The sequence below is a fragment of the Acidovorax sp. 93 genome (assembly GCF_003633835.1).
Classification (GTDB): domain Bacteria; phylum Pseudomonadota; class Gammaproteobacteria; order Burkholderiales; family Burkholderiaceae_C; genus Acidovorax; species Acidovorax facilis.
Genome location: NZ_RBIT01000001.1, coordinates 1548471 through 1575247, shown reverse-complemented (window position 1 = coordinate 1575247; position 26777 = coordinate 1548471). Strand labels below are relative to the sequence as shown.

Sequence of the window (26777 nt, the reverse complement as noted above, 5' to 3'; positions counted from 1 at the left end):
GGTGGAAAAATCAGGTGTGCGCCGGGCGCAGTTCGGCCAATGCCTGCAGCAGGCGCTGCACATCGGCCTCGGTATGCGCCGCCGACAGCGCGATGCGCAGCCGCGCCGTGCCCTCGGGCACCGTGGGCGGGCGGATGGCGGGCACCCACAGGCCGCGTGCGCGCAGGCCTTCCATCACGGCCAGGGCTTCGTCGTTGGCGCCGATGACCAGGGCCTGGACGGCGGTGCGCGAGTCGCCGAGCTGCCAGTGCGTGCCCTGCACCAGCGGCGCCAGGCCGTCGCGCAGCTGGGCAATGCGCGCGGCGAGCTGTTCGCGCCGCCAGCCCTCGGCGGCGATCACGCGCAGGCTGGCCTGCAGCGCGCGCGCCAGCAGCGCGGGCGCGGCCGTGGCGAAGATGTAGCTGCGCGTCTTCTGCACCAGCCATTCGACGAGCGCATCGGGCCCCGCGACGAAGGCGCCCGCCACGCCCGCGGCTTTGCCCAGCGTGGCCATGTAGAGCACGCGCGGAGAGGCGTTGGCGCCGACGAGGCCCGCCTCGGCCAGCGTGCCGCGCCCCTCGGGGCCGAGCACGCCGAAGCCGTGGGCGTCGTCGATCAGCAGCAGCGCGTCGTGCCGCTCGCACAGCGTGTGCAGTGCGCGCACATCGGCCACGTCTCCGTCCATGCTGAACACGGCATCAGTGATCACGAGCTTGCGCCGCGCGGGGCTGGCCGCGAGCAGGGCGTCGAGCGCGGCGAGGTCCGCATGCGGGTAGCGGTGCACCGTGGCGCGCGACAGGCGCGCGCCGTCGATCAGGCAGGCGTGGTTGAGCGCGTCGGAGAACAGCGCGTCGCCTGCGCCCACGAGCGCGGGCACGATGCCGATGTTGGTCGCGTAGCCCGCATAGAAGTAGAGCGCGCGCGGCAGCTGCACGAAGCGCGCGAGGTCGTCCTCCAGCGCGGCATTCGCCAGGCTGTGGCCGCTGACCAGGGGCGAGCCACCCGAGCCCACGCCGAACTCGCGCGTGCCCGCACAGGCGGCTTCGGCCAGCGCGGGGTGGGCTGCGAGGCCCAGGTAGTCGTTGCTGCAGAAGGCCAGCATGGGGGCACCGTCCACCCGCAGGTGGGCGCCCTCGGCGGGCACCACGGCGCGGCGTTGGCGGCGCAGGTGGGCATCGTCCAGCGCGGCGATGCGCGCGGGGAATTCGTCGATCCAGGAGGTCATGTCCAGTCGGGGGGCAATTGGTAGAGCGCGGCCAGGGCGCGCGCATCGGGTCGGGGCTGGTGCGGCAGCTCGGCCAGCAGCGGCGCACCCAGGTGCTGGCGCAGCCAGGCGATGTTGTCCTCGGGGGCCAGCATCTGCGGGTCCACGCGGTTGGCGACCCAGCCCGCGAGCGTGAGGCCGCGTGCGCGGACCGCTTCGGCCGTAAGCGCGGCGTGGTTCAGGCAGCCCAGGCGCAGGCCCACGACCAGCACCACGGGCAGGCCCAGGGCCTGGGCCAGGTCGGCGCCGGTCTCGGTGCCGGACAGCGGCACGTGGAAGCCGCCCGCACCCTCGACCACCACGGCGTCGGCGCGTGTGGCGAGCTGCCGGTAGCTTTGCACGATGGCGGGGATGGAAATGGCCGTTCCAGCGCGCGCGGCCGCGATGTGCGGCGAGAGCGGATCGGGCAGCAGCACGGGGTTGTCGAGTTCGGGCGGCACGGCCACGGTGGAGGCGGCGCGCAGCGCGATGGCGTCCTCGTTGGCGAGCTGGCTGCCGTGCAGTTCGGCGCCCGCGGCCACGGGTTTCATGCCGACCACGCGTGTGTGATGGCGCGCGAGCGCGTGCAGGAGCGCGGCCGAGGCGAGGCTCTTGCCCACGCCCGTGTCGGTGCCGGTGACGAATACGCCCAGGGTCATGGCAGGCGTTCCTCCGTGGGGGTGGGCGTGCCGGCTTCCTCGGCCAGCGTGGCGTCGAGCGCGGCCAGAGCGTTGACTGCGAGGTGCTGCACGGCCTCTGCATCGAGCACGTAGGGCGGCATGGCGTAGACGGTGGCGCCGATGGGCCGCAGCAGCAGGCCGCGCGCCATGGCGTGGCGGTGGTAGCGGCGTGCGAAGTCGGGCAGGGTGGTGTCCACGTCCCAGGCCCAGATCATTCCCTGGCGGCGCGCGTGGCGCACGCGCGGGTGGGCGGTGAGCGGCGCGCAGGCGGTGTCGATAGCCTGGGCGAGTTGCCCATTGCGCGCGAGCGCATCGGTCTGCTCGAACAGCTCCAGCGTGGCCAGGGCCGCGCGGCAGGCCAGCGGGTTGCCGGTGTAGGAGTGCGAGTGCAGGAAGCCGCGCGCCACATCGTCGTCGTAGAACGCGGCGTAAACCGTGTCCGTGGTCAGCACGGCCGACAGCGGCAGCGTGCCGCCCGTGAGGCCCTTGGACAGGCAGAGGAAGTCGGGCCGGATGCCCGCCTGCTGGTGCGCGAACATGGTGCCTGTGCGGCCGAAGCCCACGGCGATCTCGTCGGCCACGAGGTGCACCTCGTAGCGGCTGCACAGCGCGCGCGCCTGGCGCAGGTATTCGGCGTCGTGCACGGCCATGCCGGCCGCGCACTGCACCAGGGGTTCGAGGATCAGCGCGGCCGTGCTGGCGTGGTGCTCGGCCAGCCAGGCCTCGAGGGCGGCGGCAGCGCGCAGGGCCACGCCGCGTGCCGATTCGCCGGACTGGGCGCCGCGCGTGTCGGGGCTCTGCACGGTGGCGGCCAGGCGCACCAGGGGCGCGTAGGCCTCGCGGAAGAGGGCGATGTCGGTCACGGCCAGCGCGCCCACGGTTTCGCCGTGGTAGCCGCCGGCCAGGCCCACGAAGCGGCTCTTGGCCGGGCGGCCCTGGTTGCGCCAGTAGTGCGCGCTCATCTTGAGCGCGATCTCGGTGGCGGAGGCGCCGTCGCTGCCGTAGAACGCATGGCCAAGGCCCGTGAGCGCGGCCAGGCGCTCGGAGAGTTCCACCACGGGCGCGTGCGTGAAGCCCGCGAGCATCACGTGGTCGAGCCGCGCGAGCTGGTCGGTGAGCGCGGCCTGGATGTGCGGGTGGCCGTGGCCGAACAGGTTGACCCACCAGGAACTGATGCCATCCAGGTAGCGCCGCCCGTCGGTACCGTGCAGCCACGGCCCCTGGGCGCGCGCGATGGCCACGGGCGGCTCGGCCTCATGGCGCTTCATCTGCGTGCAGGGGTGCCAGACGCTGGCGAGGCTGCGCGCGGCGAGGGTGTCGGCGGCCGGCATCACAGGGGCTGCGTGGGCGCGTGGTGGCGCAGCGCGGTCTGGCGGTTGTGCGCGTCCACGAACACGAGCTGCGGCTGGTGCGCGGCCACGTGGTCTTCGTGCACCTGGGCGAAGGCCGCGATGATGAGCAAGTCGCCCACGCAGGCGCGGCGCGCGGCCGAGCCGTTCACGGAAATCATGCCGCTGCCGCGCTGGCCCTTGATGGCGTAGGTAACGAAGCGCTCGCCGTTGTCCACGTTCCAGATGTGCACCTGCTCGTTCTCGCAGTTGTTGGCGGCGTCCAGCAGGTCTTCGTCGATGGCGCACGAGCCTTCGTAGTGCAGCTCGCAGTGCGTGGTCTTGACGCGGTGGATCTTGGATTTGAGCAGGGTGCGGAAAATGGCGGTTTCTCCTGAGAGCGTGTTCAAAGTCTTTTCATGGTGCCCGCTAGGCTGGAAAAAGCTGCAATCTAGGCGCGTGCCGTAGCCCAGGCTCTCTGCCTGGGCAAGGTGCGCAACGACGAGTGCGGCTTTTTTCTGCCTTGCCTTAAACGAACGCTAAGCTTGCCGGGGTGAAAACGGCCATATGGATTAGCCCTCCACGCTCTGGGCCCCCAAGATGCGGTGGTGGGAAGCATGGCGGTGCAACTCGCTAACAGAAGCGAGCTGTACACCTTCAAGGTGATGCCACTGCGCAGGATTGTGGTACTCAACTGTGCATGGCGGGGTAAGAATAGGCGGTTGCGGGCATTGCCGCTCACGCACCTCCTGCAGGCATTGGCGCAGCAAACCCATGGCGTAGAACCTCCTTACGAGATCGCCTTGACCAGTTCCGGCACGGCCGTGAACAGGTCGGCTTCGAGGCCGTAGTCGGCCACCGAGAACATCGGCGCCTCGGGGTCCTTGTTGATCGCCACGATCACCTTGGAGTCCTTCATGCCCGCCAGGTGCTGGATCGCCCCCGAGATGCCGCAGGCCACATACAGCTGCGGCGCCACGATCTTGCCCGTCTGGCCCACTTGCAGGTCGTTGGGGGCGTAGCCCGCGTCCACGGCCGCGCGCGATGCGCCGATGGCGGCGCCCAGCTTGTCGGCCAGGGGCGTCATGACTTCGGTGAACTTCTCGGCGCTGCCCAGGGCCCGGCCGCCCGAGACGATGATCTTGGCGGCGGTGAGTTCGGGGCGGTCGTTCTTGGTCACTTCGCGGCCCACGAAGCTGCTCTTGCCGCTGTCGGCGGCGGCGGCCGTGGTTTCGACGGCGGCGCTGCCGCCCGTGGCGGCCGCGGCGTCAAAGCCGGTGGTGCGCACGGTGATGACCTTGACGGCGTCGCCGCTCTGCACGGTGGCGATGGCGTTGCCGGCGTAGATGGGGCGCTCGAAGGTGTCGGCGCTGTCGACCTTGGTGATGTCGCTGATCTGGGCCACGTCGAGCTTGGCGGCCACGCGGGGCGCCACGTTCTTGCCGCTGGCGGTGGCGGGGAAGAGGACGTGGCTGTAGCCGGAAGCGATGGCCAGCACCTGGGCCGCCAGGTTTTCGGCCAGGCCGTCCTTCAGCGATGCGCCGTCTGCATGGATCACCTTGGCGACGCCAGCGATCTGCGCGGCAGCGGCCGCCGCGGCACCGGCGTTTTCGCCGGCCACCAGCACGTGCACGTCGCCGCCGCAGGCCTTGGCGGCCGTGACGGTGTTGAGGGTGGCGCTCTTGATGGAGGCGTTGTCGTGTTCTGCGATTACGAGGGCGGTCATTTCCATCAACTCCTTAGATCACCTTGGCTTCGTTCTTGAGCTTGTCCACCAGGGTGGCGACGTCGGGCACCTTGATGCCGGCGCCACGCTTCGGGGGCTCGCTCACCTTGAGGGTCTTCAGGCGCGGGGCCACGTCGACGCCGAGGTCCTCGGGCTTGACGGTGTCGAGCTGCTTCTTCTTGGCCTTCATGATGTTGGGCAGCGTGACGTAGCGCGGCTCGTTCAGGCGCAGGTCGGTGGTGACCACGGCCGGGGTGGAGAGGCTCAGGGTTTCGAGGCCGCCGTCCACTTCACGCGTCACGCTCACCTTGTCGCCCGCCACTTCGACCTTGGAGGCGAAGGTGGCCTGGGGCAGGTCAGCCAGGGCGGCGAGCATCTGGCCGGTCTGATTGGCATCGTCGTCGATGGCCTGCTTGCCCAGGATGACCAGGCCGGGCTGTTCCTTGTCCACCAGGGCCTTGAGCAGCTTGGCCACGGCCAGGGGCTGCAGTTCCTCGTTCGTCTCGACCAGGATGCCGCGGTCGGCACCGATGGCCATGGCCGTGCGCAGCGTTTCCTGGCACTGGGCCACGCCGCAGCTCACCGCGATGACCTCGGTCACCACGCCCTTTTCTTTCAGGCGCACGGCCTCTTCGACGGCGATTTCGTCAAAGGGGTTCATGCTCATCTTCACGTTGGCGATGTCCACGCCCGTGTTGTCCGATTTCACGCGGATCTTCACGTTGTAGTCCACCACGCGCTTGACAGGGACGAGAATTTTCATATGTATCTCCTTTGGAATGGGTAGCAGCTTTGTCCTGGCTGCCTTAGCCTTGGGAAAGGCCGGTCTTCGTTCGCCAGCGTGCCAGGAGTTCCAAGGCCTTCTTCTGCGCGACCTCGTGCTCGCGCGCCTTCACATGGCCATAGCCTCGCACTTGCTGGGGCAAACGGGCGAGCGCCAACGCCTCGTTGAAGTTGTTGCTGTTCAGGTCTTTCAGCAGGTCTTCAACCAAGGCCTCGAATTCGTCGATTGCCGCACGTTCCTCCCGCCGCTCCCGAGTCCAGCCGAACGGATCGAAAACTGTTCCGCGCAGGAGCCGCAAACGGGCCAGGAGACGGAAGGCCGTCTGCACCCAGGCGCCGTAGCGCTGCTTGACTGGACGGCCTTGCGCGTCGCGGCGCGCCAGCAGTGGCGGTGCCAGGTAGTAGCTCACGGTGAAATCACCTTCGAAGCGCTCTTGCAGCCGGGCGAGGAAATCACTGCTGGTGTGCAGGCGAGCAACTTCGTATTCATCTTTGTAGGCCATCAGCTTGTAGAGGCTCATCGCGACCTCGCGCGCTAGGCGCTCTCCCCCGACACGCGCCTTCTCGACATCGGAAACACGCCGCACGACCGCCGCGTAGTGCTGCGCGTAGCGTGCATTCTGGTAGTCGGCGAGCCGCTCAGTGCGATCGGCCAGAATGCTCGCAAGAGACGCTGTTCTGCTCGGCATCAGCATCACCTTCTCGTCGGAAGGCAGGCCGGCCGCACGGCGCACCGCAGCAGGATCCAGCGCAGCCTGGCGTCCCCAGGCAAACGCTGCGCGGTTCATGCCCACCGCGGCGCCGTTGAGTTCGATGGCGCGCAGCAACGAATCCTCTTGCAGAGGCACCCAGCCTTTTTGCCATGCAAAGCCCAGCAGGAATACGTTGGTGGCCACAGCATCCCCCATGAGGGCGACCGCCAGGCGGGAGGCCTCCAGAGACTCCACCTGGGCAGCGGCCGAACCGACCCGCTCGAGCATCGCATCGGGCGACGCCTGCCAGTCGGGATCCCGTGTAAAGCTGCCTGTGGGGGCCACGTCCGTATTCAACACGGCGCGAGTGCGCCCGGACGCCATGGAAGCAAGCGCATCCCCGGCCGCGGCCACCATCAGGTCGCAGCCGAGCACCACGTCCGCCTGTCCGCGCGCTACCCGCGCGGCATGCAGTTGGACGGGATCCGCCGCCAGCCGCACATGAGACATCACGGCCCCGCCCTTCTGCGCCAGGCCTGCCATGTCCAGCACCAGCACCCCTTTGCCTTCGAGATGCGCGGCCATCCCCATGAGGGCACCGATGGTCACCACGCCGGTGCCGCCGACCCCGGCCACCAGAATGTTCCAGGGGCGCGCCAAGACTGGCAGCTCGGGTCGCGCCATGCCGGTGGGCGGCGCCACGCGGTCACGCTGGGGCTTTCGCAGTTCGGCGCCATCGAGCACTACGAAGCTTGGGCAGAATCCGCGCACGCAGGAGAAGTCCTTGTTGCAGCCGCTCTGATCGATCTGCCGTTTGCGCCCCAAGGGCGTTTCCAGTGGCAGGATGGAGACGCAGTTGGACTGCACGCCGCAATCGCCGCAGCCTTCGCACACGGCCTCGTTGATGACCACTCGACGCGCCGGATCGACCAGAGTCTTCTTCTTGCGCCGGCGGCGCTTCTCGGCGGCGCAGGTCTGCGCATAGACGATCACCGACACCCCCTTGACGTCTCGCAGCGCACGCTGCAGTGCGTCCATGCCGTCACGGTGCGACACCTTGACATCCTTGGGGAAGTCGTCCAAGGTCTGAAAGTCCTCGGGCTCGTCGCTCACCAGGTGCAGTTCCTTCACGCCTTCGGCGGCAATCTGCCGCAGCAACTGGGGCACCGAAGGTGCGCCTTCGACTGGCTGACCTCCCGTCATGGCGACAGCATCGTTGACCAGCAGCTTGTAGGTGATGTTGACACCGGCAGCCACGGCAGCCCGGATGGCCAAGGAGCCCGAGTGCATGTAGGTTCCATCTCCCAGGTTGGCGAACACATGTGGCGTATCCGTGTAGGGCGCCTGCCCTATCCACGGCACCCCTTCGCCGCCCATTTGGCTGAAAGTTTCCGTGCGGCGATCCATCCACATCGACATGTAGTGACAGCCGATCCCCGCCAGCGCGCGCGACCCTTCCGGCACCTGGGTGCTAGTGTTGTGGGGACAGCCCGAACAAAAGTAAGGGAGCCGCTGGGGCACAGGCGCATCGGATGGGGAGCGAGTTACCGCCACCGCCTGACGCTCCAACCACACCCGCACCGACTCCGGCAGCACGCCTTGGCCGTACACCTTGACTAGGCGCGCAGCGATCACATCAGCGATGCCGGCTGGCGTGAGCTCGCCATTGGGCGACAGCAGGATGCCGCTGCTGGGAACCTGAACCCATTCGCCCGATTCATCGTATTTGCCGACCACGCGGGGGCGATGGGGTTCGTTGTAGAGGTGCTCCTTGATCTGGTATTCGAGTACCTGGCGCTTTTCCTCCACGACCAGTATTTCGTCGAGGCCCTGTGCGAACTCAACCACGCAGGTGGGTTCCAAAGGCCAGACCACGCCGATTTTGAGCAGGCGCACACCCAGCGCCTGTGCGGCCGCCTCGTCCAAGCCCAGCAGCGACAGCGCCTCGCGCACGTCCAGGTAGCTCTTGCCGGTGGTGCAGATACCCAGGCGTGCGTCCGGGACTGCCCAGTCCTGGCGATTGAGTTTGTTCAGGCGCACGTATTCGAGCAGTGCATACAGGCGCTCGCGCTGCAGCCGGTTCTCCTGCTCCAGCGGAGGATCGGGCCAGCGGATCGAGAAGCCGTCGGCGGGAACGGGGTAGGACTGCGGAATCTTGATCTCGACCGACATCGGATCGATGTCGAACGACGACGAGGACTCGACCGTGTCGCTGATCACCTTGAAGCCCACCCAGCATCCGGAGTAGCGCGACATGGCGTATCCGTGGAGTCCGAATTCGATGAATTCGTGTACTCCCGAAGGATGCAGCACCGGAATCATCGCAGCGATGAATGCATGCTCGCTCTGATGCGGCAGGCTGGATGACTTGCATGCGTGGTCGTCTCCCGCCACCAGCAGCACGCCGCCATGCGGAGCGCCACCCGCGATGTTCCCGTGCTTGAAGACATCGCCACTGCGGTCCACGCCCGGTCCCTTCCCGTACCAGAGGGCGAACACACCATCGACCCGTGCCTTCGGATCCAGGCTCACCATCTGCGTGCCCCAGACCGATGTTGCCGCCAGCTCCTCGTTGAGACCGGGCTGAAAGCGCACCTTGTGCTTGTCCAACAGCGCCCGGTTCTTCCACAGCTCCTGGTCTACGGCGCCCAGGGGAGAGCCACGATAGCCGGAGACGAAACCTTCGGTATTCAACCCGGCGGCCTCGTCACGCGCCTTTTGCGCCAGCAGCAGCCGAACCAGCGCCTGCGTACCGTTCATGTAGACACGGCCGGCGGGCAATTCGTACTTGTCCGCCAGGGAAACGGGAGGGGTCATGGGGATATCTCCAGGTTGCTCGCGCAACCTTTTATTTAAACATTTATCTATATTTTGTTCATATTTATGGCATAGTCAAATTCAATTTTTGAACCCCAGGTATTTGCCTTTCCAATGACAATCGGTCTGCCTGCCCTGCCGCGCTTCACGCTGCGCCAACTGCACTACTTCGTGGCCGTGGCGCGCTGCGGGCAAATCTCGGCTGCCGCAACAGAGATCGGCCTGTCGCAGTCGGCCATGACCCTGGCGATCGCGGACCTGGAACAGGCCATGGGCACGGCCTTGCTGGATCGCGGACGCCAAGGCGTCACCCTCACCTTGCAGGGACAAGGCTTTCTGCAGCACGCCGAATCCGTTCTGCGCATGGCCAACGAGGCGGCCCGCTTTCCGATACATGGGCGCGACCTCCACGGGAAGCTGGAAGTGGCCGCGACCTACACCGTCCTGGGGTACTTCCTGTTGCCCGCCCTCGCGCGTTTCTGCGAGCTGTATCCCCGGATAGAACTCTCGCTCGAGGAAATGCCGCGCAAGGACATCGAGGTCCGCCTGGCGAGCGGCCAACTGGAAATGGGCGCACTTTTGCTGTCCAACCTGGAAGCGCCGGAGCGCCTGGAAACCCGCGTCCTGGAAAGGTCCAGGCGTCAGCTCTGGATGGCTGCGGGCCATGAATACGCGGGCCGGGGGAGCGTGAGTTTCGAAGAACTTGCGGCGCTCCCCTACATCCTGCCCATGGTGGACGAAGGCGACCGCAATGCCCGGCGGTACTGGGCCGACGCGGGGCACACACCCCACAAGATTATCCAGACGTCTTCCATGGAGGCGCTGCGCGAGATGGTCGCTCTCAACCTGGGCGTGACCATCCTGTCGGACATGGTGTTCCGGCCATGGTCCCTGGATGGGCGGCGCATCCACGCCGTTCCCATGGACGCACGGCTGCCGGTCATGGAAGTCGGCCTGGCCTGGTCCGCAGGCCGTGCATTGAGCCCCTGCGCAGCAGCGCTGGAGCAGTTCCTGGGCCGATCATTCGCTAACGGCGCACAGGCAATGGCAAGAACCTAGATATGAACGATTTTTTAATTTCTGCCTACAATCTGCCAGATATTCTGCATAACCAGGAGACAGTACATGCTTATCGATTTGAGCCACAAGCGCGTCATCGTGACGGGCGCCTCGCGCGGAATTGGCCGGGCCATTGCCCGTGCCTTTGCTAAAGAAGGGGCCCGCGTTGCGGTCTGCGCCCGCACGCAGGCCGACATCGAAGCGGTGGGAGCCGAACTGGCGACGACGGCGCAAGCCGTGATCGCGCGCGCGGTCGACGTCACCGACACCGCGGGCGTGAAAGCCTTCGTGGATGAGATCGCAGCCGCCTGGGGCGGCGTGGACGTCCTGATCAACAACGCGGGCCAAGGCCGCGGCGGCAACCTCAACACCCTCACGCCAGAGCAGATCCTGGAGCACGCCAACGTGTTGCAGATGGGCCATTTCCGCTTCATCCAGGCCGTGGTCCCGCACATGCGAAAGCAGCGCTGGGGGCGCATCGTCGAGATCAATGCGCTGGCCGGCACCCAGATCACCCCGGACGGCATCCCCTCCGTGGTGAACCGCGCGGGCTGCATCGCCATGTCCAAATCGCTGGGCATGTCGCTGCCCAAAGACAACATCCTGGTCAACACCCTCAACATGGGCTGGATCGACACCGGGCAGTGGGACCGCCACTACCGTGAGATGCCGCCCGGCACGCCGCGCGAGGAATTCGACGCCATGGTCCTCAAAGTTGTCCCCCTGGGGCGTTTTGGCAAGCCGGAAGACGTCGCCGGCATGGCGCTGTTCCTCGCAAGCGACTACGCCAGCTTCATCAGCGCGGCCTCCATCGACATTGCCGGCGGCATGGGCGGACAGATTGCCTACTACCCGACCCTCAAAAGGGACTTCGGCGCGGCCATGGCCTTGCGCTATCCCAGCCCGGACACCCAAGCCTGAGGCCCGGCTACGTGAACGAGGCCCAACGGCACCTGCAAGGCAAGGTCGCCGTCGTCACCGGCGCATCGTCAGGCATCGGCGAAGCCATTGCCCATGAGCTCAGCGCCGCGGGCTGCAGCCTGGTGCTGACCGCGCGCCGCGCCGAGCGCTTGAATGCGCTGTGCGCCCAGCTCCCCGGCCCGGCAGTACCCCTGAGCGCAGCGATCGATGAGCCCGCCACGGCGCAGGCTCTGCTGGAGTTGGCTCACCGAACCTACGGCTGCGCCGACATCCTGGTCAACAACGCCGGCATGCTGGTCAGCGGCACACTCGAAACCATCGATCTCGATGGCCTGATGCAGATGACGCGCACCAACTACGATGCCGTGGTCCGGACCTCCTATGTGTTCGCGCGCGCATTCAAGCAACAGGGCGCGGGCGCGATCATCAACGTGTCCAGCGTGGGGGCATACCTGAGCCATTCTTCCATGGGCGTGTACGCCGGGTTGAAGCAGGCCGTCGAGGTGTTCAGCACTGCGCTGCGTGTCGAACTCAAAGGCAGTGGCGTGCGCGTGGGCACCATCGCGCCCGGCACCACGGAAACCGAGATCTTTGACCGGCTGCGCGCCTCGGGCCAACCGGTCCGTGCGGACCAGACACCGGCCCTACAGTCGTCGGATGTCGCGTCCGCCGTGCGTTACATGCTCGAGCAGCCAAAGCACGTTAGCATGGCGCGCGTACTGATGGTCTCGTCTTCAGAATCAGTCTGAAACGCCAACTCCCGTGCTGGCGGCCCAGCGCGGAAGTCGGCAAGCGGGCTGCGTCATCCCTGTTTGTACTTGGCCAGCAACTCGGGCTCGAGCAGTTCTTCGGGCGTCCGTACGCTCGGGCCGAGGATCGGGCCCACCACTTCATGACCCCAGGTGCTAAGCTTCTCGGGATTGAGTTCGAAGCCGTCGTCATGCCAGGGTTCGAGCTCGGTGATGGTCTCGAGTGCAAAGCCGCCCGGCGAGAAATGGTAGAAGGAAGCGTGCGGATCTTGAGAGTGCTGCCCCAGCGTCATCATCATCGGGATCCCGCGCTGCTTCACGATGTCGTAGGTCTCGCCGACGTCGCGCAGGCTTTTCACAAACAGGCCCACATGCTGGACACCCATCTTCCCAGGTCCGTATCCATAGGCGATATCGTGGCTGGTGTAGCTGTTGAGCTTGGAGCGGTAAAACGCCGTCTGGCCCTTGCCGGCCCCTGGGCCGTAATAATGGAAGCCCATCAGTTTGACGAAGAAATCCTGCAGCTCGGGTGGCCATTGCGGAGTGATCACGACCAGATGCCCCAACCCCCGCACGCCGGCCACGAAGCCCCCGTGAGGGCGGCCTGGCGTGAAGGAACGGGGCATCCATTTTTGACCATGGAACATCTCATGCTGATAGCCGACCGGGTCACGAAAACGGAACACTCCCTTGACGCCACGCTGCTGGCACAGGGCCGCATCGCCCATGGTGACTTCCACGCCGTGTTCCTGGAATCGGGCAATCGCCGCCTCGAACTCGATCTTTCCCTTGGCCTCCCAACCGATGTAGGCCAGGCGATCAATCTTGCCGGGATGGAAGGCAAACCGGTGCCGCCGATCGTCCGTGCGGAAGTAGAGAGAGTCCGGATCTGACGCCGGAGACTGGCCGACCTGAAAACCCATGACCTGCGGCCCATACTCCCGCCATTCGTCCACCTTGGTTGTCTCGAAGCCGAGGTATCCAATACCTATGATGTCCATGTTGATGCTTTCCCGTAAGCTAAAAAAACCGATGCCCCGCAGAACGAGTCATCGGCGACAACCAGCCATGGGATGCGCCAGCGCCCGCCGACAGCAGATTCTGCTGGCCCCCCGGCCAATCACGACTGAATCGCTTCGATGACCAGCGCTTCCGCAGGGCAGGCTGCGGCCCCTTCCCTCGCCTCCTCCTCAAGCCCACCAGGGATGAGCTCGGATTCGACATATACCAAGCCGTTTTCATCCAGCTTGTACACCTCGGGGCAGAGTTGGGCACACAGCCCGTAGCCGCAGCAACGACCGCGATCGACGATCACTCGAAGTGTGGGGGTTTTCCCGTGGGTACTCATGATTTTCCTTTCGATGCAGCGGATTCGATGTTGCTGCGCATAGAGACATATGCACATTATTCGATAAAGTGTTGATTTTTATTTCAGGGTTCTCCCTAGACCACCCTTCGTACCCCCCACACTTTGCACCTGCGCGCAACGACCCACGAGCCGACCTGGTATTCCCGTCCCCACAGGACGTCCCTGAACAGACGTACGATAGATAAAACTCCATACAGAATGCACTTCGCCACTTAGAATGCCCGCTGCTGCAGACAGGTGGAAGTTTTGTGACACCCCGTCGTTCCAACACTTCCGAGGCAGTGACCTGCATTCAATTGACCACTGGACAACATGGAATCCGTCGTGACCGAAGACAGCGCCGCGCCGGGCAAAGCTCCGACTTTGGCCGACAACTCCAAGAAATCAGGATCGAGCCACGGCGTCATCGTGAAGCCGGTGGTGAATGCCATCGGAGTCCTTCGATACCTCGCGCACAAGGGGGCTCCTGAGCGAGCAGCGGACATAGCGAGGCACCTCGAAATCAATCCAAGCACCTGCTTCAACATCCTCCGAACCCTGGTCTCGGAAGATGTCGTCGATTTCAATCCGCTGTCCAAAACGTACTCTGCAGGCCTTGGGCTGGCTCGCTTGGCAGAGCAGTTGGTGACACAGGGCCAGCGCGTCCAGTTGGCATTGCCGCTCATGCGCGAACTTGCCATCGCGCGCGGAATCACGGTCACGCTCTGGCGCCGGATGGGCAATGACAGGATCGTGCTCGTCAGCTCCGAATCCAGCCCTACGGATCTGCACATCTACATGCCGCTGGGCCAGCGCCTGCCTGTCCTGATGGGGGCCAGCGGCCGGCTTTTCGTTGGGCAGATGAATCTCTCTGAAAACGATCTGCGCACCGAATTCGCCCGTATTCGCTGGGCACGCGCGCTATCGTTTGAGGAGTATTTGGAACAGGTTCATCTAGCTCAACGCCACGGATGGGCCGTTGACGACGGGTATTTCTCCGACGGCGTCCTCGCGATCGCCGCCCCTGTGCGCGACACCACGCGCAGCATTGCCTACACCGTTTCGGCTGTCATGATCCGCAGCCAGCACAGCGATGCCGAAGTCCGGATCAAGGCCCTTGGACAGTCGCTGAAGGAATTGGGCACCCGGCTGGAATCTGTGCTTTTTTGAGACCCAGGCCTGGAAAACAGGCTCAAACACCAGCCACCACTGCAGCCATGCCCCAATCCCGCATCTAGCGGCGGCTGCTCACGTTCGCACGAGCCCACAAGGCTCGCCCCCCCCCAAGTGATGCACTGAAATCTAGCGGAAGCCGTGAGACATCAGTGTCCAAAAATCGCTCGCCATAGGGGGCGTGTGGGCATGCAGATGACCAACATGACTGGGCTGGTGGACAGCGGCATCGGCGAAATGCCACAGCACAGCAACAACCACCACAAGGCTCGAGACGGTCGTAAAGATCAAGGAAGGCATTTTGTCTCCATGGTTCGATCCTCTGATGGCAGGACGGCTGTGCACACAGGAAATCAAAGGCACTTTTTCCATAAATGTACAAATTCCAATCTCCTGCGTCAAAACAGAAAGCGCTCCATGTGCCTCCTTCCGCCCAAAATCAGGGAAAACACCGAGCCCAACCCAATCCAGCTGCCTGAGACGCGACCACCGCCCGCCCCACTCCACTGGGCCGCTCCCGCCCTTGGTCAAGGGCCTCCCCGTCACCAGCACTACCCGCCCCAGGCGCGCATTCATGCGCATCGCCTGTGGCCCGTCGGGACCTGTAAGTACAGCCCAAGCCAAACAGGACAACAGAAAGGAATGGCCAGCCAGGGTGAACCCCAATACCCAAGGCAGCGCGGGCCGAGCAGAATCACAAAATTCTATATACAGAATTTAATTCTTTATACAAACGATGAAGAAGGCTCCTGCTTGGGTCAAGGCGCTCATGCTCATGTGCTTTTTGGCGGGTGCCGATGCATCCAGGGCCGCCGGCTTCCCGGAAAAACCCATCAAGGTCGTGACTCCCTTCACGCCGGGTTCGGCCCCAGACGTCTACACCCGAGCCCTCGCAAGCGAGATGTCCAAAGCTGCAGGAGTGCCTGTTGTGGTCGAAAACCGCCCTGGCGGCAGTTCCGGCATTGCGGCGCAATTGATCGGTTCGGCGAAACCCGATGGATACAACCTTCTGATCTCGGGGAACGTGGCATTCACCGGCAACCCCCACGTGATCAAGAACCTGCCCTACGACCCAGTCAACGGCTTTGTCCCTTTGACGACACTCTCCAAGGGCCCGATGTACCTGTATGTCAATCCGGACAAGGTCAGGGCGGCATCTGCCAAGGAGTTCCTCCAGCAGATCAAGAGCAATCCAGGCCGGTTCACTTTCGGCTACACGAGCATCACCAGCCGCTTGCCCGCCGAGGTACTGCAGCAGACCGCCGCAGTGAAAGTGGTAGGGGCAGCCTATCGCAGCGGCAACTCGATGATGCCGGATCTGATCAGTGGAGAAATCGACTTCATGTTCACCGACTTTTCGGCCTGGACTTACGTCAGTTCCGGAAAAATCAAAGCACTGGCCGTGACCGATGAAGTCCGCAGCCCATTCGCACCCGACCTGCCAAGCTTCCGTGAAAGCGGAATCGATGGCATGGACATAGGTTTCTGGCTGGCAGCCTATCTGCCAGCCATGACTCCCGAGCTGATCATTCAAAAGATGTACCGCTTGCTGGTTCAAGCCAATGAGACGCCGGCAGTGCAAGCGGCCATGAAGGCATCGGGCACGTTAGCGTTCATCCAGCCCCTGGGCCAGCTTGGGAAATACCAAACAAAAGAACGTGATCTATGGGGAAAGATCATTAGGGCCGCAGGCATCCAAGCCGAGTAAGCGGCTGGATCTCATGAAGAGCACCATCAGATGCACACCTCTTGTCAGCCTTTTACCACTGGTTGGTTTCCAGGCTCCGGCCCAGAGCACGGTGAAATAACCTGGCGGGACCCAACCCGCAGGGATACCCTGGACTATCCGTCAGCAATGGCCGCCTCCGTCGAGTGCAACCTGCGGGAACAGCACGCGCTGGACACTGCGGGCGTCGGCATCGTCTTCATCCGCCAACGTGTCATTGTCCGCTGCAACCGGCGATGCGCGGACATTTTCGGATACCCAGACGAGCACGCGCTGGTCGGCGTGGGCAGCGAGCAACTGCATCCCAGCCGAGGCGACTTGCGCAGCCTTGGGCGCGAGGCCTACACCACGCTCAGCGCGGGCCATGCCTATCGCACACAGCGTCGCCTAAGGCGCAAGGACGGCAGCCTGTTTTGGGGAGAGCTTACGGGCCGCCTCATTAACGCCGACAACCTGCACGAGGGCTCAATCTGGATCGTCAGTGACATGGGGGAGAACCTGCTCGCGCAACAGGCCCTGAATGAAGCGCACGAGCAGTTCAAGCAGCGGCCTCAGCGGGGGCTCAGGGCCACCGTGGAGAACCTGCACCGCGAAATCACCGACCGCAAGCTCGACCAGGAGCGCATTTACTGGATGGCGCACTACGACGCGCTCACGGGCCTGCCTAACCGAACACTGCTGGCCGAGCGCACCGAGCGAGCCATTGAATTGGCCCGAGCCAGCGGCAGGCAACTGGCAGTGATGTTTCTCGATCTCGACCATTTCAAGCACGTCAACGACTCGCTGAACCACCGCGTCGGCGATACGCTGCTGATTGAGTTCGCTCGAAGGCTGCGCACAGTCGTGAACCAGTGTGACACCGTGGCACGCATCGGCGGCGACGAGTTCGTGCTGCTCCTACCCAACGCCAATGCGCAGGGCGCCGAGCGCATCGCCGCCAAACTGCAGAAGGCATCGCGCCTGACGTATCGGATCGACCACCACGAGCTCATGATCGCCCCCTCCATCGGGATCGCGCTGTATCCCGATGACGGCCATGACATTGACTCCCTGACCCAGGCCGCCGACACGGCCATGTACCACGCCAAGCGGGCCGGCCGCGACACCTACCGCTTCTTCACGCCGCAGATGCAGGCCCAGTCGCGGCGCGCGCTGCAAGTGGAAAACGCGCTGCGCCGCGCACTGGATCGCAACCAACTCTCGCTGCACTACCAGCCCCAAGTCACGCTACGCACCGGCCGCGTCCACAGCGTGGAAGCCTTGCTGCGCTGGGACCATCCCGAACTGGGCCGCGTCTCGCCGGCCGAATTCATCCCCATCGCCGAGGACAGCGGCCAAATCCTGCAGATCGGCGAATGGGTGCTGCGCACTGCCATGCGGCAATTGCAGACGTGGCGCCAGGACGGACTGCGCGATTTGAAGGTGGCCGTGAACCTCTCTGCCATTCAGTTCCGCCAGCCGCAACTGCCTGAAATCATCAACTCCATACTGCAGGACACCGGAATCCCTCCCGATTCGCTGGAACTGGAGCTGACCGAGGGCGTGGCCATCAATGATCCGCACCAAGCCGCTGCCACGATGGACAAGCTGCGAGCCCGCGGTGTGCGCCTGTCGATGGACGATTTCGGCACTGGCTACTCTTCCCTGAGCCAGCTCAAGCGCTTCCAGATATACAAGCTCAAGATCGACCAGTCCTTCGTCCAGGATCTGGATCGGAACAACAACGATCGTGCCATCGTCAGCGCCATCATCCGCATGGCCCAGGCCCTGGGCATGCAGACCACAGCCGAGGGCGTGGAAACCGAAGCGCAACTGGAGTTCCTGCGCGAGGAGGGCTGCGACGAAGCCCAGGGCTACCACTTCAGCCGCCCGCTGCCGTCAGGTGAACTCGGACAGTTCCTGCGCAGCCAGCCTGGATGGCTGCCATAACGCCTCCGGAAAAGGCGTGCAATTGCGGCACCAACCCCAAGAAAACAAAGCGTGGCAAGCGCATACAGCTTCCAAATTAATAGCAAAAAATCACTTTGATCTAGGGCGCAAGCCGAAATTACCTCGGCTCAGATGTGCACTGGATTGCCGGACTCCAGCCCCCTCATCCGCATGGCGCCGAAATGTTCCAGGGAGGCGCCCACCTAGCCGGTTCGGCTAGTGGTATTCCCTAGAATCGCATGTATTCCTTGCCAAATATGAACATTATTCTTGAATCTGTACAGTATTTGATCTAGCATCCCACCCTATGCCGTTGGTTCGGCCACCCCGAGCCAAGCCCCATCGCCTCACCCTCTGGAGACAAGATGAAACTGGAAGATCTCATCCTCGTCAGCGTTGACGATCACGCCATCGAGCCACCCAATGCATTCGCCCGCCATATGCCCGCGAAGTACAAGGGGCGCGAGCCCCGCGTCGAGAACCACAAAGGTCGCGACGTCTGGGTGTTCGAGGAAAAAGCCACGGGCTACATGGGCCTGAACTCGGTGGTCGGCCGCCCCAAAGAGGAATACGGCATGGAGCCGCTGGGCTACGAACAGATGCGCCGCGGCACTTGGGACATCAAGGCCCGTGTCGATGACATGAATGCCAATGGCGTTCTGGGTTCGATCTGCTTCCCGACCTTCCCGGGTTTTGCGGGACAGCGGTTTCAGAGCTACGAAGACCGCGGTGTCTCGCTCGCAGCCATCCAGGCCTACAACGACTGGCATCTGCACGATTGGTGCAACGCTGCACCGGGCCGCTTCATTCCCTTGATGATGGCTCCTTGGTTCGACATGCAGGCGGCGGCGGCGGAAGTCCAGCGCCTGGCCAAGCAGGGTGTGCATGCCCTCACGTTCTCCGACAACCCTACCGTGCATGGGTACCCGTCCATCCACAACAGCTACTGGGATCCCCTGTGGAAGGCATGCGCGGACAACGACGTGGTGATCTGCTGCCACATCGGCACCGGCGTCAAAGCGGCCCATGCATCCGACGAGTCGCCGATCGATGCCTGGATCACGTCGATGCCCATCTCCATCTCCAACTCCGCCGCCGACTGGATCTGGGCCCCCATGTGGAAGAAATTCCCCAAGCTGCGTATGGCCCTGTCCGAAGGCGGCATCGGCTGGATCCCCTACCTGCTGGAACGCGCCAACTTCACCCACAACCACCACAACGCCTGGACCAACTCCAACTTTGGCGGCAAGAAGCCCAGCGACGTCTTCAACGAGCACATCATCACCTGCTTCATCGAGGACGAGTTCGGCCTGCGCAATCTGGACTTCATCAATGTCGACAAGGTCACCTGGGAATGCGACTACCCGCACTCCGACTGCACATGGCCGGAATCCGCCAACGTGTTCTGGAAGCAATCTCAGCACCTGAGCGACGAGGTCATCAACAAGATCACGCACCTGAATGCGATGCGCGAGTTCTCCTACGACCCCTTCGCCATCCTGGGCCGCGAAAACTGCACCGTCGGCGCGCTGAAGGCGCAGGCCAAGCACGTGAGCATCGAGCCGGCCTGCGGCATGGGTGGCGCGGCTCCGCTCCGTGACCCGGAGCGTCCGGTCACCTCGGGCGACATCAACAAGATGTTTGCCGCCGCCGACGCCCAGACCGCCTTGTAACCCGCCATCGGCATCAACCCAGGAAACCGGCCGTACCCTATGGCGCTTGCATCTTTCCAATACCACCGCATCCCCGCAGACGTCGAGCCGCTCCGGGCCGAGGTGAGGCGCTTTCTCGCCACCGCACTCAAGGATCGGAGCGCCCTGCGCCGCGCGGACTCGTGGATGGGCGCCGACCCGGCCTTCAGCCGGGAATTGGGGTGCCGCGGCTGGCTTGGCATGACCTTGCCACACCAGTATGGCGGCCACGACGCCAGCCCTTGGGCGCGCTATGTCGTGATCGAAGAGCTGCTGGCGGCCGGGGCCCCCGTCTCCGCCCACTGGATCGCCGACCGCCAGAGCGGCCCCCTGATCCTGCGCTATGGCACGGAAGCCCAGCGCCAGAAGTACTTGCCTGGGATCTGCAAGGGCGAGGTCTATTTCTGCATCGGCATGAGCGAGCCCAACTCGGGCTCGGACCTCGCTTCGATCCGCAGCCGCGCGGTGCGTGATGAAGCGGCGGGCGATGGCAGCTGGCGGCTGAGCGGCCAGAAGGTCTGGACCACCAATGCCCACCACGCGCAGTACATGATCGCCCTGGTGCGCACGGGTGCTGCTACGGGCGAGAAGGCTGCGCGCCATGAAGGCATGTCGCAGTTCATCATTGACCTGAAGGCCGCCGGCGTCACGGTGCGCCCGATCCGTGACCTGGCGGGCGGTGAACACTTCAACGAGGTCTACCTCGACGACGTCCGCCTGGATGCCGATGCCTTGATCGGCACCGAAGGCCAGGGCTGGGAACAAGTCACCGCGGAACTCGCCTTCGAGCGCAGCGGGCCAGAGCGTTTCCTGAGCAGCATGGCGCTGCTGCACACGCTGATCGACGCCGTCGGAGCACAACCGGATGCCCTGCAGGCCCATGCCGTGGGTCGCCTGAGCGCGCGCCTTGTCGTGCTGCGCCAGATGTCGCTGGCGGTCACGGCCGAGTTGGCCGCAGGAGGCAACCCCGCTTGGGCGGCCTCCTGCCTGAAGGATCTGGGTGCTGCGTTTGAGCAGGAGATCCCTGAACTCGCCCAACAGGTGCTCGATGTGGCGCCCGCCGTCGGCGGGGGCAGTGACCATGCGCAAGTGCTGGCGGCCTTGATGCAGATGGCACCTTCTTTCTCGCTGCGTGGTGGCACACGCGAAATCCTGCGCGGCATCATCGCCCGCGGTCTCGGGCTGCGTTGAGAACACAAGCATGCGTGAATTGTTTGAATCCACCATCGAGCGGCTGCTGGCCGATCTCGTCACCCCGGAACTGATCCGCCACTGCGAGGCGGGCCACTGGCCGGCCGACCTGTGGGCAGCCCTCGAATCATCCGGGTTCGCTGTGGCCGCCGCGCCGGAACACCTGGGCGGCGCTGGCGCCTCCTGGGAAGACCTGTACGGGGTCGTGAAGGCTGCAGGACGCCACAATCTGCCCCTGCCCCTGCCCGAGACCATGTTCGCGAACTGGTTGCTGGGCCAGTGCGGGATCGAGGCCCGCAATGAACCGCTGGGCATCTCCATGCTCAGCACGCTGTCGCTCAACCATGCCGCAAAAGGAGCTTTCTTCGACGCACCCTGGGTTGCGCCTGCGGAAACCCTCGTCACAGGCACGCTGTGCGACGTACCCTGGGGGCGCGATGTGGAGCACGTCGTCGCTCTCGTCCCCGGCGAACGAACGACGTTGATCCTGCTGTCGCGCCGCGACGCGGAAGTGAGCACCAAGCAGAACACCGCCGGCGAGCCGCGGGACGACCTCAGCTTCAAGAACACCACGCCCATCGCGATCGCGGATGTCCCCGCCGATTGGCCCGACGATGTGATCTGGTGGGGAGGGGCCATGCTGCGCACGGCCCAGATGGCCGGAGCCCTCGAAACCACGCTGGATCTGAGCACCCGCTACGCCACCGAGCGGGTTCAATTCGGCAAGCCCATCAGCGCATTTCAGGCCATTCAGCACCAGTTGGCGCAGATGGCTCAGCACACGGGCAGCGCGCTCGTCAGCGCCGAGGCCGCCTTCGCGGAATCGGGCAGCCAACTGGCGGCCTGGCAGATTGCCGCGGCCAAGGTCTGCGGCGCAGAAGCCGCCGGTGCGGTGGCCGCCATGGCCCATGCAGTGCACGGCGCCATCGGCTTTACGCACGAGCATGCGCTGCAGTTGGGCACCCGCCGGCTCTGGGCCTGGCGCAGCGAGTTCGGCAACCAGGGGCACTGGACACAGCGGCTGGGAAGGGCCGTCGCCCAAGGCGGCTCTGCCTCGCTGTGGCCTGCCGTAACCAGTGGCCGCCTGGCAGCCCTGTCCTCCACATGAATTCCCACCCCATGAGCGAACAAAGCCCTACCCCCTTCTTGCTGATCGAACGCGACGGCCCCGTGCTGACCGCCCGGTTGAACCGTCCCGAGACGCGCAACGCCCTGACCGATCCCGCGCACATGGATGAACTGGTGGCCCTGTGCCGCCAGATTCGTGCAGACCACAGCATCAAGGCCCTGGTGCTGACCGGCGAAGGCAGTGCTTTCTGCGCTGGCGGCAATGTGAAGGACATGCAGCAGCGCGGCGGCATTTTCGCGGGCAGCCCCTACGAGGTGCGCGACAGTTACCGCGACACCATCCAGCGCATTCCCCTCGCGCTCTACGAGCTCGACGTGCCGGTGATCGCAGCGGTGAATGGTCCTGCGATTGGCGCGGGCCTGGATCTGGCCTGCATGTGCGACATCCGGATTGCGAGTGACAAGGCCCTGTTCGCGGAGAGCTTCGTCAAGGTCGGCATCGTGCCCGGGGACGGTGGCGCCTGGCTGCTGCCGCGCGTGATCGGCATGCCCAAGGCCAGCCTCCTGGCCTTCACCGGCGACACCATCGATGCCGCCAAGGCGCTGTCCTGGGGCCTGGTTGCCGACGTTTTTCCCGCCGACCAGTTGCTGGGCCAGGCACAGGCGCTCGCCCAACGCATCGCCCTCAACCCGTCGCATGCGCTTCGGTTGACCAAGCGCCTGCTGCGCGAAGGCCAGCATGTGCGCCTTGACACGCTGTTGGAGCTCTCATCGGCTTACCAAGCGTTGTCCCACCACACCGAAGACCACCTCGAAGCCGTCAACGCCTTTCTGGACAAGCGCCCCGCGCAGTTCACCGGACGCTGATGGCGAGCCCCCAGAACCAGGACATTTCCATGCGCCCCGTATTCCGAGAAGACCACGAGCAGTTCCGCGAACAGGCCCGCCGCTTCATTGAACGTGAGATCGTGCCCCACCTGCATGCCTGGGAGGCCGAGGGTATCGTGCCCAAGAGCGTCTGGCTCAAGGCTGGCGAAGCCGGCTTGCTGTGCTCCACTGTCCCTGAAGCGTACGGCGGCGCGGGCGGCGATTTCGGCCATTCGGCCGTGATGATCGAAGAACTTGCGCGGGTCAACGCCACCGCGGTCGGATTCACCACACACTCGGAAATCGTCGCGCCCTATATCGTGGCCTACGGCACGGAAGAGCAGAAGCAGCGGTGGCTGCCCAAGATGGTGAGCGGCGAGACGATTGGCGTGATCGCAATGAGCGAACCCGGCATAGGCAGCGACCTGCGCAGCATGCGCACCACCGCCGTGCGCGGCGACGACATCTACACCATCAACGGCCAGAAGACCTTCATCACCAACGGGGGCAACGCGGATCTTGCCGTGACGGCCACCAAGCTGGATCCGGCAGCCAAGGAACTGACGCTGATCTGCGTCGAGACCGACCGGCCTGGTTTTTCCAAGGGCCGCAGGCTCGAAAAAATCGGACTCAAGGGCCAGGACACGTCGGAGCTCTTCTTCGACAACGTCTCGGTTCCAATGGCAAACCGGCTCGGCGAAGAAGGCCAGGGCTTCAAGTACCTGACCCACCAACTGGCCTGGGAACGCACCATCATCGGCATCCGCGCGGCCGCATCGATCGACTCGCTCATCGAGCAGACGATCCAGTACACCCGTGACCGCAAGGTGTTCGGCAAGACAGTGTTCGACTTCCAGAACACCAAATTCAAGCTCGCCGAATGCAAGGCCCAGGCCACCATGCTGCGCGTGTTCGTCGACGACTGCCTGGCCAAGGCGATGCGTGGAGAACTCAGCGCGGAAGTCGGTGCCATGTGCAAGCTCATGGGCTCCGAAATGCAGGGCAAGATCCTGGACGAACTGCTGCAACTGCACGGGGGCTACGGCTTCATGAGCGAGTACATGATCAGCCGCGCCTGGGTCGATGCCCGGGTGGCGCGCATTTACGGCGGAACCAGTGAAATCATGAAAGAAATCATCAGCCGATCGCTCTGATTACCGATTCAATTTTAAGGAGACCCCATGCCGCAAATCATCTATGTCACACCCGATGGCAAACGTACCGAGCTGGACGTGGCCGAAGGCACGAGCGTCATGCAAGCCGCGCTCGCCAATGGGCTTCCAGGCATGAACGCCGACTGCGGCGGCGCCTGCCAATGCGCGACCTGCCACGTATACGTCGAGCAACCCTGGGCCGAGCAGCTCAGCTCTATCGACGATACCGAAGATGCCATGCTGGACTGCACAGGCGAGCCCCGTCAGCCCCACAGCCGGCTGTCGTGCCAGATCATGGTCACGGCGGCCCTGGATGGTATGGTGGTGCGCTTGCCCGCAGCGCAGTAGCGGGCGGGCACGGGGGCCCGGTGCGGAGCCCCCCATCAACTCGCCACCGCTTCGTGCACTGCACGCCCATCTCCCCGCGTCCCGCCAGACGGCCCGCATGCGAAAGGGAAGCTTCATGATCAAGCGCCCAGACCACTTCACCATCGTGACAGATCAGTTGGAGGCGACGCGGGCTTTCTACGTGGATCTGCTCGGCATGCGCGAGGGCCCGCGCCCCCCGTTTCCGGTTCCGGGGTTATGGCTCTATGCGGGGAATCAGCCCATCCTGCATGTGGTCGCTGTGGATCGAATGCCTATGCCCCGTCGTGGCGCGCTCGATCACATGGCCTATTGGGCCGAGGGATTGCAGGAGACCGCCGCCGCCTTGCGTTCGCACAATGTGGGGCTGCGACTCATCCGTGCGCCAGGATCGGTCAGGACATGGCAACTGTTTTTCTCCGATCCCAATGGCGTTGAAGTCGAACTGGACTTCGCCGAAACCGAAACCCCGCCCCAAGACTGGAAAACTTTTTCCAGCAGCCCCCGCTAGATCAGGCCTTCATAGCTGCCGCCGTCGACCTGCAGATTCTGGCCACTGATGTAGCCCGCCTGGGCCGAGCACAGGAAAGCGCAAGCATCCGCGAACTCTTCAGGTCGCCCAAACCGCTTGGCGGCGACCGGTTTGAGCAACTCCGCGCGGGCTTGCTCTTGGGAAATCTGCCTGCGCTGGGCCAGTTGCCCAGCCATGTATCCGATACGGTCGGTCTCGATGCGTTCGGGCAGCAGGTTGTTGATGGTGACGTTGTCCCGAACCACCTCGTTGGACATGGCCTTCGAGAAGGCGGTCAGGCCCGCTCGCGAGGCCGTCGAGAGTCCGAGCATCAGCTTCGGCGATTTCACCATGGCCGACGTGATGTTGACGATGCGCCCAAAGCGGCGCTCCCGCATCCCGGGCACCACCGCCTGGATTAGCAGAATGCCGCTGAGCATGTTGCTCTCGACGGCCGCTATCCACGTTGCGTGGTCCCATTGCCCGGCTTCGCCTGGCGCTGGCCCGCCGTTGTTGGTCACCAGAATGTCAGGGGACGGACAGGCGGCCAGCAGCGCGGCGCGCCCCGCCTCGGTGCCGACATCCCCCATGACGGCGACCGGAGGCTGGCCCGACACCGCCGCGATCTCCGCAGCGGCTGCATGCAGCGCCTGCGCATTGCGGCCATTGATGACCACCATGCAGCCTTCCCTCGCGAGCGCCAAGGCGCATGCCTTCCCGAGTCCTCTCGAAGAAGCGCAAATGATGGCCTTGCGGCCAGCGATGCCCAGATCCATCGGTCACTTCCTATTCGAGCTTGCCCATGCGCCGAACCGCCTGGTTCATGCGTGCAGCGTCCTGACTCCAGAATGCCCGGAACTCGTCCGCGTCGAGGTAGGCGGGAGTTCCCTCCGCCTTGAGCAGCGCTTGCTTGAATTCGGGATTCTCGGCGGCGATGCGAAATGCCGACTGCAACCGCTCCATCACGGCCGGCGACACGTTAAACGGTACGAAGGCCCCCGTCCAAGGCAGCACGCCCACGTTCAGTCCCGAGGCCTCGGTGCTTGGAGCGGACGGGAACTGTGGCCACGCCTCCGCCCCCACGGTGGCCAGGACGCGCAGCTTGCCCGCCCGGACATGGGAAGCGATCGAGGAACGCGGCAACATCGTGAAATCGACCTGGCCGCCAAGCAGCCCCGCCATCAGGGGCGCGCCTCCCGCATAGGGGATGTGGTTGAGCTTGAGCCCGGCCTCATGGGCAAAGATCTCCACCGGAATGTGCACGGTGCCGTAGTTCCCTGACGAGCCATAGCTCATCTCGCCGGGCCGCGAACGCGCACGGACCATCAGGTCGCTCAAGATTTTCAGAGGGCTATCGGCCCTCACCACGATAGCCAGCGGATCGGTGCTGATGCGCGCCACCGGCTTGAGCTGGCTCAGCAGGAATGCCGGCTTTTGCTGGTTGACTTGGGCTTGCTCAGGCAAAGTTGACAAGCTCGACAGCGTGAAGAGGATCGAATAGCCGTCAGGCTTGGCGCTGGCGACGGCGGCCGCGCCGATCGCACCGGCCGCGCCCGCGCGGTTCTGAACCACCACGGGCTGGCCAAGCACCCGCTCCAGCGACGGCGCGAACTGCCGCGCCACGCTGTCGGCAAGGCCTCCAGGCGGAAAAGGCACCACCAGGTTCACGGGCCGACTAGGAAAGGCATCCTGGGCAGCAAGCGGATTGGAAGCGATGCTGGCCGCACTCACGAGCAGCCAACGGCGACGAGACATCTGGAACGGGTTCTTCATGGG

Annotated in this window: 25 protein-coding genes; 13 read left to right on the top strand and 12 right to left on the bottom strand. The window is 64.5% G+C overall.

Translation table 11 applies throughout. The features are described from left to right. Positions 1 to 10: 10 nt before the first annotated feature. The 7 genes from bioF to C8C93_RS07035 all read right to left on the bottom strand — a co-directional run bounded on the left by bioF (position 11) and on the right by C8C93_RS07035 (position 9248). Entirely contained in the window at positions 11 to 1204 is a 1194-nt protein-coding gene (bioF, locus tag C8C93_RS07065; RefSeq protein ID WP_121506370.1) for an 8-amino-7-oxononanoate synthase, read from the bottom strand. Next, a complete protein-coding gene (bioD, locus tag C8C93_RS07060) occupies positions 1201 to 1881 on the bottom strand; it encodes a dethiobiotin synthase (RefSeq protein WP_121506369.1) in 681 nt (226 codons plus the stop codon). The genes bioF and bioD overlap by 4 nt, the downstream gene beginning before the upstream one ends. After that, on the bottom strand, positions 1878 to 3233 hold the full coding sequence (gene bioA, locus C8C93_RS07055; protein ID WP_121506368.1) for an adenosylmethionine--8-amino-7-oxononanoate transaminase: 1356 nt from the start codon (positions 3231 to 3233) through the stop codon (positions 1878 to 1880). Before bioA ends, bioD begins: the two co-directional genes overlap by 4 nt. After that, entirely contained in the window at positions 3233 to 3613 is a 381-nt protein-coding gene (panD, locus tag C8C93_RS07050) for an aspartate 1-decarboxylase (RefSeq protein WP_121508680.1), read from the bottom strand. Before panD ends, bioA begins: the two co-directional genes overlap by 1 nt. 407 nt (positions 3614 to 4020) lie before the next feature. Next, the gene (locus C8C93_RS07045) at positions 4021 to 4956 is read right to left on the bottom strand and encodes an electron transfer flavoprotein subunit alpha/FixB family protein (RefSeq protein WP_121506367.1); all 936 of its coding nucleotides are present in this window, start codon (positions 4954 to 4956) and stop codon (positions 4021 to 4023) included. Positions 4957 to 4969: 13 nt separating this feature from the next. Then, complete coding sequence (locus tag C8C93_RS07040) at positions 4970 to 5719, bottom strand: electron transfer flavoprotein subunit beta/FixA family protein (protein WP_121506366.1); 750 nt, start codon at positions 5717 to 5719, stop codon at positions 4970 to 4972. A 43-nt stretch (positions 5720 to 5762) separates the two neighbouring features. Further along, positions 5763 to 9248, bottom strand: a complete 3486-nt coding sequence (locus C8C93_RS07035; RefSeq protein ID WP_121506365.1) for an indolepyruvate ferredoxin oxidoreductase family protein — start codon at positions 9246 to 9248, stop codon at positions 5763 to 5765. Positions 9249 to 9362: 114 nt separating this feature from the next. Between C8C93_RS07035 and C8C93_RS07030 the strand changes: the two genes are divergently transcribed. The 3 genes from C8C93_RS07030 to C8C93_RS07020 all read left to right on the top strand — a co-directional run bounded on the left by C8C93_RS07030 (position 9363) and on the right by C8C93_RS07020 (position 11977). Further along, a complete protein-coding gene (locus C8C93_RS07030) occupies positions 9363 to 10307 on the top strand; it encodes a LysR family transcriptional regulator (protein WP_121506364.1) in 945 nt (314 codons plus the stop codon). 66 nt (positions 10308 to 10373) lie between these two features. Continuing rightward, on the top strand, positions 10374 to 11228 hold the full coding sequence (locus tag C8C93_RS07025) for an SDR family oxidoreductase (RefSeq protein WP_121506363.1): 855 nt from the start codon (positions 10374 to 10376) through the stop codon (positions 11226 to 11228). Between the two features lie 11 nt (positions 11229 to 11239). Continuing rightward, a complete protein-coding gene (locus C8C93_RS07020) occupies positions 11240 to 11977 on the top strand; it encodes an SDR family oxidoreductase (RefSeq protein WP_199726995.1) in 738 nt (245 codons plus the stop codon). Positions 11978 to 12030: 53 nt separating this feature from the next. Here C8C93_RS07020 and C8C93_RS07015 read toward each other — a convergent pair whose 3' ends face one another. Together C8C93_RS07015 and C8C93_RS07010 are read right to left on the bottom strand one after the other, a co-directional pair. Next, positions 12031 to 12978, bottom strand: coding sequence for a VOC family protein (locus tag C8C93_RS07015; RefSeq protein WP_121506362.1), 948 nt, complete (start codon positions 12976 to 12978; stop codon positions 12031 to 12033). 119 nt (positions 12979 to 13097) lie between these two features. Further along, a complete protein-coding gene (locus tag C8C93_RS07010; protein WP_060985465.1) occupies positions 13098 to 13325 on the bottom strand; it encodes a ferredoxin in 228 nt (75 codons plus the stop codon). A gap of 333 nt (positions 13326 to 13658) precedes the next feature. On the opposite strand from C8C93_RS07010, the gene C8C93_RS07005 reads away from it, so the two are divergent. Continuing rightward, a complete protein-coding gene (locus C8C93_RS07005) occupies positions 13659 to 14495 on the top strand; it encodes an IclR family transcriptional regulator (RefSeq protein WP_082753465.1) in 837 nt (278 codons plus the stop codon). 132 nt (positions 14496 to 14627) lie between these two features. Here the strand turns inward: C8C93_RS07005 and C8C93_RS25120 are convergent, their stop codons facing one another. After that, positions 14628 to 14798 (bottom strand): hypothetical protein, encoded by a 171-nt coding sequence (locus tag C8C93_RS25120; protein WP_158603249.1) that lies wholly within the window; start codon positions 14796 to 14798, stop codon positions 14628 to 14630. Between the two features lie 436 nt (positions 14799 to 15234). Here C8C93_RS25120 and C8C93_RS07000 point away from each other — a divergent pair, with 436 nt between their 5' ends. From C8C93_RS07000 to C8C93_RS06960, 9 genes are all read left to right on the top strand, one after another. Continuing rightward, entirely contained in the window at positions 15235 to 16206 is a 972-nt protein-coding gene (locus tag C8C93_RS07000; RefSeq protein WP_121506361.1) for a tripartite tricarboxylate transporter substrate binding protein, read from the top strand. 147 nt (positions 16207 to 16353) lie between these two features. Further along, a complete protein-coding gene (locus tag C8C93_RS06995) occupies positions 16354 to 18153 on the top strand; it encodes a bifunctional diguanylate cyclase/phosphodiesterase (RefSeq protein ID WP_121506360.1) in 1800 nt (599 codons plus the stop codon). Positions 18154 to 18518: 365 nt separating this feature from the next. After that, complete coding sequence (locus tag C8C93_RS06990) at positions 18519 to 19826, top strand: amidohydrolase family protein (RefSeq protein WP_060986060.1); 1308 nt, start codon at positions 18519 to 18521, stop codon at positions 19824 to 19826. Between the two features lie 39 nt (positions 19827 to 19865). Beyond that, the gene (locus tag C8C93_RS06985; protein WP_060986061.1) at positions 19866 to 21035 is read left to right on the top strand and encodes an acyl-CoA dehydrogenase family protein; all 1170 of its coding nucleotides are present in this window, start codon (positions 19866 to 19868) and stop codon (positions 21033 to 21035) included. Between the two features lie 10 nt (positions 21036 to 21045). Then, positions 21046 to 22143 (top strand): acyl-CoA dehydrogenase family protein, encoded by a 1098-nt coding sequence (locus tag C8C93_RS06980; RefSeq protein WP_121506359.1) that lies wholly within the window; start codon positions 21046 to 21048, stop codon positions 22141 to 22143. Between the two features lie 11 nt (positions 22144 to 22154). Then, on the top strand, positions 22155 to 22970 hold the full coding sequence (locus tag C8C93_RS06975) for a crotonase/enoyl-CoA hydratase family protein (protein WP_060987151.1): 816 nt from the start codon (positions 22155 to 22157) through the stop codon (positions 22968 to 22970). A 29-nt stretch (positions 22971 to 22999) separates the two neighbouring features. After that, entirely contained in the window at positions 23000 to 24124 is a 1125-nt protein-coding gene (locus C8C93_RS06970) for an acyl-CoA dehydrogenase family protein (RefSeq protein ID WP_060987194.1), read from the top strand. A gap of 27 nt (positions 24125 to 24151) precedes the next feature. Then, positions 24152 to 24472, top strand: a complete 321-nt coding sequence (locus tag C8C93_RS06965) for a 2Fe-2S iron-sulfur cluster-binding protein (RefSeq protein WP_060987152.1) — start codon at positions 24152 to 24154, stop codon at positions 24470 to 24472. Positions 24473 to 24587: 115 nt separating this feature from the next. After that, positions 24588 to 25001 (top strand): VOC family protein, encoded by a 414-nt coding sequence (locus C8C93_RS06960; RefSeq protein ID WP_060987153.1) that lies wholly within the window; start codon positions 24588 to 24590, stop codon positions 24999 to 25001. On the opposite strand, the gene C8C93_RS06955 is transcribed toward C8C93_RS06960, so the two are convergent. Both C8C93_RS06955 and C8C93_RS06950 read right to left on the bottom strand, forming a co-directional pair. Continuing rightward, entirely contained in the window at positions 24998 to 25777 is a 780-nt protein-coding gene (locus C8C93_RS06955; protein WP_121506358.1) for an SDR family oxidoreductase, read from the bottom strand. The two genes, C8C93_RS06960 and C8C93_RS06955, sit on opposite strands and share 4 nt — an antisense overlap. Positions 25778 to 25787: 10 nt before the next feature. After that, positions 25788 to 26774 (bottom strand): tripartite tricarboxylate transporter substrate binding protein, encoded by a 987-nt coding sequence (locus C8C93_RS06950; protein WP_158603248.1) that lies wholly within the window; start codon positions 26772 to 26774, stop codon positions 25788 to 25790. Positions 26775 to 26777: the final 3 nt, after the last annotated feature.

What these genes read in the sequence shown, in the direction of transcription:
- bioF (WP_121506370.1), bottom strand. Translation starts at nt 1,204, where the DNA reads ATGACCTCCTGGATCGACGAATTCCCCGCGCGCATCGCCGCGCTGGAC.
- bioD (WP_121506369.1), bottom strand. Translation starts at nt 1,881, where the DNA reads ATGACCCTGGGCGTATTCGTCACCGGCACCGACACGGGCGTGGGCAAG.
- bioA (WP_121506368.1), bottom strand. Translation starts at nt 3,233, where the DNA reads ATGCCGGCCGCCGACACCCTCGCCGCGCGCAGCCTCGCCAGCGTCTGG.
- C8C93_RS07045 (WP_121506367.1), bottom strand. Translation starts at nt 4,956, where the DNA reads ATGACCGCCCTCGTAATCGCAGAACACGACAACGCCTCCATCAAGAGC.
- C8C93_RS07040 (WP_121506366.1), bottom strand. Translation starts at nt 5,719, where the DNA reads ATGAAAATTCTCGTCCCTGTCAAGCGCGTGGTGGACTACAACGTGAAG.
- C8C93_RS07035 (WP_121506365.1), bottom strand. Translation starts at nt 9,248, where the DNA reads ATGACCCCTCCCGTTTCCCTGGCGGACAAGTACGAATTGCCCGCCGGC.
- C8C93_RS07030 (WP_121506364.1), top strand. Translation starts at nt 9,363, where the DNA reads ATGACAATCGGTCTGCCTGCCCTGCCGCGCTTCACGCTGCGCCAACTG.
- C8C93_RS07025 (WP_121506363.1), top strand. Translation starts at nt 10,374, where the DNA reads ATGCTTATCGATTTGAGCCACAAGCGCGTCATCGTGACGGGCGCCTCG.
- C8C93_RS07015 (WP_121506362.1), bottom strand. Translation starts at nt 12,978, where the DNA reads ATGGACATCATAGGTATTGGATACCTCGGCTTCGAGACAACCAAGGTG.
- C8C93_RS07010 (WP_060985465.1), bottom strand. Translation starts at nt 13,325, where the DNA reads ATGAGTACCCACGGGAAAACCCCCACACTTCGAGTGATCGTCGATCGC.
- C8C93_RS07005 (WP_082753465.1), top strand. Translation starts at nt 13,659, where the DNA reads ATGGAATCCGTCGTGACCGAAGACAGCGCCGCGCCGGGCAAAGCTCCG.
- C8C93_RS25120 (WP_158603249.1), bottom strand. Translation starts at nt 14,798, where the DNA reads ATGCCTTCCTTGATCTTTACGACCGTCTCGAGCCTTGTGGTGGTTGTT.
- C8C93_RS07000 (WP_121506361.1), top strand. Translation starts at nt 15,235, where the DNA reads ATGAAGAAGGCTCCTGCTTGGGTCAAGGCGCTCATGCTCATGTGCTTT.
- C8C93_RS06995 (WP_121506360.1), top strand. Translation starts at nt 16,354, where the DNA reads ATGGCCGCCTCCGTCGAGTGCAACCTGCGGGAACAGCACGCGCTGGAC.
- C8C93_RS06990 (WP_060986060.1), top strand. Translation starts at nt 18,519, where the DNA reads ATGAAACTGGAAGATCTCATCCTCGTCAGCGTTGACGATCACGCCATC.
- C8C93_RS06985 (WP_060986061.1), top strand. Translation starts at nt 19,866, where the DNA reads ATGGCGCTTGCATCTTTCCAATACCACCGCATCCCCGCAGACGTCGAG.
- C8C93_RS06980 (WP_121506359.1), top strand. Translation starts at nt 21,046, where the DNA reads ATGCGTGAATTGTTTGAATCCACCATCGAGCGGCTGCTGGCCGATCTC.
- C8C93_RS06975 (WP_060987151.1), top strand. Translation starts at nt 22,155, where the DNA reads ATGAGCGAACAAAGCCCTACCCCCTTCTTGCTGATCGAACGCGACGGC.
- C8C93_RS06970 (WP_060987194.1), top strand. Translation starts at nt 23,000, where the DNA reads ATGCGCCCCGTATTCCGAGAAGACCACGAGCAGTTCCGCGAACAGGCC.
- C8C93_RS06965 (WP_060987152.1), top strand. Translation starts at nt 24,152, where the DNA reads ATGCCGCAAATCATCTATGTCACACCCGATGGCAAACGTACCGAGCTG.
- C8C93_RS06960 (WP_060987153.1), top strand. Translation starts at nt 24,588, where the DNA reads ATGATCAAGCGCCCAGACCACTTCACCATCGTGACAGATCAGTTGGAG.
- C8C93_RS06955 (WP_121506358.1), bottom strand. Translation starts at nt 25,777, where the DNA reads ATGGATCTGGGCATCGCTGGCCGCAAGGCCATCATTTGCGCTTCTTCG.
- C8C93_RS06950 (WP_158603248.1), bottom strand. Translation starts at nt 26,774, where the DNA reads ATGAAGAACCCGTTCCAGATGTCTCGTCGCCGTTGGCTGCTCGTGAGT.